We start from the raw sequence: 5,147 nt of genomic DNA on the forward strand, positions 1-5,147 counted from the left end.
AATTAGTTACAACACATCTGTGAGCAATTATGAGCGTACCTTTCGCGAAAATTTTTCCCAATTACTGAATTACTTAGCTTTTGAGCTGGAAGCTTCTGTATCAGACCAGCTCTCCATGGTTGGAAGGATTCACCATCGATCTGGTGCTTTTGGCACCTACAACGGTGTCAAAGAAGGAAGTAATGCCTATCTCCTTGGGTTGCGCTATCGCTGGGGCCAAGACAAACTTGCAAGCCACCAAGTCACCGACGTTCCGCCTCCCCTTGGCTGCCCTGACCCTGATCGCGCCTCCCGCCAGCCCCAACTCAGCCTGAACGAAGAACTAGAAGAGATCACGCTTGGCACAGGCGGGAAAAAGCCAATACTTTCCACTGAACCGCTGGCTCAGACACGCCAGTCAGAGATCTCTCCAGCAGAACAGGAGGCGTTACGCGAACAAGCGATCGCGATGATCGACCAAAGGATTAGCAGCATTCAGTTCCAGCAAAGACTCACGATTGATCGTCGATTTGGCAATAACAAAGAGCTTGTAGACCTATCGAATAGTGACTTCCGAACACAAACACAATATGGAGCAGTTAGGCCAACTCAACTTCCCAAGTATGGAAAAGCACAGCTGATTGACGGCAAAATCAGTCGCTGGCGCATCCAAGCCGCCAAAGTCTCGATCACTCCGGAAGGATGGACTGCTGATCGAATGGGTTTCACCAATGATCCGTTCACACCAGCTCAAACAAGAATTGACTCTGAGGATGTAATCGCTAGAGAGCAACCTAATGGTGACATTCTGATCAAGAGTGCCCGCAATCGCCTGATCGTGGAGGAAAGGCTCCCCATTCCCGTCAGCCGAACCCAGCGCATCACACAAGAAGAAGAGGTCGAAAATCGTTGGGTGTTTGGCATCGACAACGATGACCGTGATGGTTTCTTTGTTGGTCGCGATCTCAAGCCAATCGAGCTGAACGAAACAACAAAGTTAAGCCTGCAGCCTCAACTTCTTCTTCAACGGGCAATTGATGGGTCAACAAACAGCTATGTCAAACCTGGCAGTTCAATCGATAGCGGCACAGTCAGCCAACCATTAGAGGTTGGTGATATTTTCGGCTTAGAAGCAGAGCTAACCAGCCGAATCTGGGGGTGGGAGATTGAAACCAATGCAGACATAAGTACTTTCAACCCTGAAAACTTTATGAACGGAAGCCGCTTTTGGGCCGAAGCAAATAAAAACATTACTCTTCCCTGGCTTGGCGCAGTCAAGCTCAGAGGCTTTTCGGCTTATCGCTTCCGGGCCTTCAACGGATCACTCGGGGAAACCGATGTTTACTCTGCTTTCGGTGGTTTCTTAGAAAAACGAGGAGCCTTCCAAGTTGGAAAACTTGCCAACAGCTATATCTGGCGCATTGGAGCAGGAAATTACCAAGCGGAACAATTCAAAAGTGAAAATTTAACTGATCTATGGAGAGCTAATTTCTATGGATCATTAAACAGTAGCTATCCAATATGGCGAGGGAAGCCCGCTGCACTGACGCCTTTAGCGGCGTATCGTTACTCTCCGGTCGCCATTGTTCCAGGGCTTGATTTCAGGACCAACATCAGAACACAGCTTGCAGCCTTCGGAGACGGTACCAGGCAAAACACAATTAGTCTCAGTGGCGGACCTACTATCACCTTAGGAACATTCAGCAAACCCTTCCTTGATTACACACAGTTTTCGATTACTGGTGGTGGCACCCTCAAGCAAGGCTCAAGTCCTTTTGATTTCGATCAAGCCATTGACCTTGGCACTTTGGGCTTAGGCCTTACACAACAGATCGCCGGACCAATGATTCTCAATGTTGGGATCGGCTTGAATGTTGACCCTGCCTCTGAGTTCTACGGTGACGTCATCGACTCAAACATTGAATTGCGCTGGCAGCGTCGTTCTTACGACTTCGGCTTCTACTTCAATCCTTACGAAGGAATCGGAGGATTTCGCTTCCGTCTCAATGACTTTAATTTCACAGGCACCGGAATTCCGTTTGTCCCTTACAACCCATCCAATGATTTAGATAATCGCCTGTTCTAATCAAGCCCTTGATTAATCAGGTCCACCGCCATAAATCAAATGGCTTCCTGTGAGGTCCGAACCTGCAAACTGCATTCCCTCCGTTTGCACTCCAGGCGCATAGGCATTGATCACAACCGAATCTCGTAAGTCGGCATGGCGGAGATCAGTGTCTGAGAGATCAGCATTGCTCAACATCGCTCCCTGTAAGCGAGCACCATCAAGCCTGGCACCACTCAAATCGGCACCTTCAAGATTGACCCCATTGAGCTGTGCCCCGCGCAAATCAGCATCACGCAAATCAGCCCCGATCAGATGGCGTCCGCGTAGATCCGCATCACGTAAATCACATCCCTGACAAGCGCCACTCTCCAGCAAGCGTTCCAGCGGTGTACCAAAAGGCTCAACTGCAATCGCTGTCACTGAGCCTGCCTCAACCGCTGAAGGGCCCAGCATCAGGGCCATCGAGCCAAAAGCAATCCAAATGCGCTTGAGAAGGACTGTCATCACGCTGATGCCGCTTCTTCCTTCATAGACACTAAATCAAGTGTCTGCCGTATCCGTGCAAAACCCGTTCAAGTAAGGAAGGCGATCGAGCGTGCTCTGCAGCTCAGCATCCCGAGCCAAAAGCTGCCCCGTTGCATCCCAACGGCCAGAAAGGAGCATGTCGAGGGGGCCTGGATCCACGTCTATCGACCAATGCCCTAGAGCACTGCTGCAACTCGAAGTCTCCAGGTCGAAGGTCCAGATTGCTGCGGGGTCTTGGGCCATTGCATCTTGCAAAGCACGCACCTCGTCCTGACTGGCCTTGGCACAAGGGATTCCTAATGCCAAACAATTGCCGTAAAAAATTTCCGCAAAACTCACCCCAATCAGGGCCCGGATCCCCCACCTCATCAAGGCTTGAGGGGCATGTTCACGACTCGATCCACAACCGAAGTTGTCATTGACCACCAAAATCGAGGCCCCCTGATGCGCAGGAAGGTCAAAGGGATGGCGTCCTTCGAGCTCCTTTCGATCGTCAGCGAAGGCCTGAGCTCCGAGTGCTTCAAAACTCACGCATTTCAGAAATCGAGCCGGAATAATCCGATCGGTATCGATGTCATCACCCCGCAAAACAAGGGCGCGGCCTTCAATCTTGGTAATCAGGCCTTGAGGAAAATCGTGGGTCTGCGTCATGAAGGATCAAGAGGAATAAAACAACAACCAAAAGCACTCAAAAGGGCGCGGAACGAGGCAGCCAAAGATCAGGTCTCGAGCGAGCGAACATCGCTGACATGACCGGTCACCGCAGCGGCGGCAACCATGGCAGGGCTCATCAGCAACGTGCGACCGCTGGCAGATCCCTGGCGCCCCTTGAAGTTCCGGTTGCTGGAGCTCGCACTGATCTGCCTCCCCTCAAGACGATCAGGATTCATCGCGAGACACATCGAGCAGCCAGGCTCACGCCACTCAAACCCCGCATCGCGAAACACTTGATCCAGGCCTTCAGCCTCTGCAGCACGAGCCACCTGCTCGGAGCCCGGTACCACAAAGGCCTTGATCCCATCAGCCACCTGCCTCCCCCTTGCTATGTCGGCTGCCGCCTTGAGATCACTGAGGCGACCATTGGTGCAACTGCCGATAAAGCAAACATCCACCGGCACGCCGGCAATGGCCTGGCCAGGTGTTAAATCCATGTAGCGGTAGGCCTCTTCCGCGATCGGTCGATCGGCAAGATCCAGTTGCTCAGGCGTTGGGACCTGCTCATCCACGCCGATCCCCTGACCTGGAGTAATCCCCCAGGTCACCGTTGGGGCAATCGTTGCGGCATCAAATCGCAGCTCGTCGTCAAAGACGGCATCGGCATTCGATGCCAGGGAACGCCACCAACGCGTCGCCCGGTTCCAGGCTTCACCACGCGGTGCGGAAGGACGGCCCTCCAAGTAGTCAAAAGTCGTCTGATCGGGATTGACGTAGCCGCAGCGGGCTCCACCCTCAATTGCCATGTTGCAGAGGGTCATCCGCTCTTCCATCGACAGCGCATCGATCGCCGGTCCAGCGAACTCGTAGGCATGGCCAACTCCAGCCTTGACCCCAAGCGAACGAATCACATGCAGGATCAAATCTTTGGCAAACACCCCGGGGCTCAGCTGATTGTCAAACCAAAGCCGACGAACCTTGAGTTTGTTCATCGCCAAGCTTTGGCTAGCCAGCACATCTCGAACCTGAGACGTGCCAATGCCAAAGGCGATTGCCCCAAAGGCTCCGTGGGTTGACGTGTGCGAATCCCCGCAGGCCACCGTCATACCGGGCTGCGTCAATCCAAGCTCCGGCGCAATCACATGCACGATTCCTTGACGGCCACTGCCAATCCCATTGAGCACGATTCCATGCTTGCTGCAATTGCGCTCCAGGGTGCTGAGCATCTCCTCCGCCAACGGATCAGCAAAGGGCCTGGCCTGATTGGTGGTGGGAACGATGTGGTCTACGGTCGCCACCGTTCGCTCCGGACAACGCACCCTCAACCCCTTGTCTTCAAGGGCAACAAAAGCCTGAGGGCTCGTGACTTCGTGGATCAGATGCAACCCAATCAACAGTTGGGTGGAGCCACCAGAGAGTTCCGCAACGCGATGAAGATCCCAAACTTTGTCGTACAGGGTTCCGCTGCTCATTCCCACTCGACAATTCACTCAAAAACCCTAAAGGCAAACGGCGTTCAATCCAATCCACTCAATCTCGCCTTTGAGCCTTCTTTCTCCTCACCCTCCGAAGCGACGGCCAGCAAACGCAAGCGAAGACAATTCAAAACCTCTCCCGCGCTCACAGTACGAATCCACTCCCGACCCCGAGTGGACCCCAAGCGCAACATCTCACTGCTGCATCCATCCGGCCCAGCAACACCAACAAACACCAACCCCACGGGCTTATCCAGCGTTCCGCCATCAGGGCCAGCGATTCCCGTAATCGAAAGCGCCCAATCCGATCCGGTAAGACGACGCACACCCAGCGCCATCGCCTCGGCCACTGGCGCACTCACGGCACCGTGCTGCTCGAGCAGCGGTTCAGGCACGGATAACAGATCACGCTTGACGGCATTGGCATAGGAGATCACCCCGCCAAG

At 53.6% G+C, this 5,147-nt stretch carries 5 protein-coding genes; 1 reads left to right on the forward strand and 4 read right to left on the reverse strand.

What is annotated here, in order from left to right; translation table 11 throughout:
• On the forward strand, positions 1–2,065 hold a 2,065-nt coding region (locus NCN04_RS07735), incomplete at its 5' end, for a DUF3769 domain-containing protein (protein WP_250395696.1).
• Positions 2,066–2,077: 12 nt separating this feature from the next.
• Here the strand turns inward: NCN04_RS07735 and NCN04_RS07740 are convergent.
• The 4 genes from NCN04_RS07740 to NCN04_RS07755 form a co-directional block, all read right to left on the reverse strand.
• Complete coding sequence (locus NCN04_RS07740; RefSeq protein WP_250395697.1) at positions 2,078–2,551, reverse strand: pentapeptide repeat-containing protein; 474 nt, start codon at positions 2,549–2,551, stop codon at positions 2,078–2,080.
• 36 nt (positions 2,552–2,587) lie between these two features.
• Positions 2,588–3,223, reverse strand: coding sequence for a 3-isopropylmalate dehydratase small subunit (locus NCN04_RS07745; RefSeq protein WP_250395698.1), 636 nt, complete (start codon positions 3,221–3,223; stop codon positions 2,588–2,590).
• A gap of 68 nt (positions 3,224–3,291) precedes the next feature.
• On the reverse strand, positions 3,292–4,698 hold the full coding sequence (gene leuC / locus NCN04_RS07750) for a 3-isopropylmalate dehydratase large subunit (protein ID WP_048347809.1): 1,407 nt from the start codon (positions 4,696–4,698) through the stop codon (positions 3,292–3,294).
• Positions 4,699–4,742: 44 nt separating this feature from the next.
• Positions 4,743–5,147: CinA family protein (locus NCN04_RS07755; protein WP_250395699.1), on the reverse strand; the 405-nt coding region annotated here is incomplete at its 5' end.

This window comes from Synechococcus sp. MU1655 (genome assembly GCF_023630655.1).
Classification (GTDB): Bacteria; Cyanobacteriota; Cyanobacteriia; order PCC-6307; family Cyanobiaceae; genus Synechococcus_C.

Bases quoted from the DNA above. Each gene is read 5' to 3' on its own strand.
- NCN04_RS07740 (WP_250395697.1), bottom strand. From the start codon at position 2,551: ATGACAGTCCTTCTCAAGCGCATTTGGATTGCTTTTGGCTCGATGGCC.
- leuC (WP_048347809.1), bottom strand. From the start codon at position 4,698: ATGAGCAGCGGAACCCTGTACGACAAAGTTTGGGATCTTCATCGCGTT.
- NCN04_RS07745 (WP_250395698.1), bottom strand. From the start codon at position 3,223: ATGACGCAGACCCACGATTTTCCTCAAGGCCTGATTACCAAGATTGAA.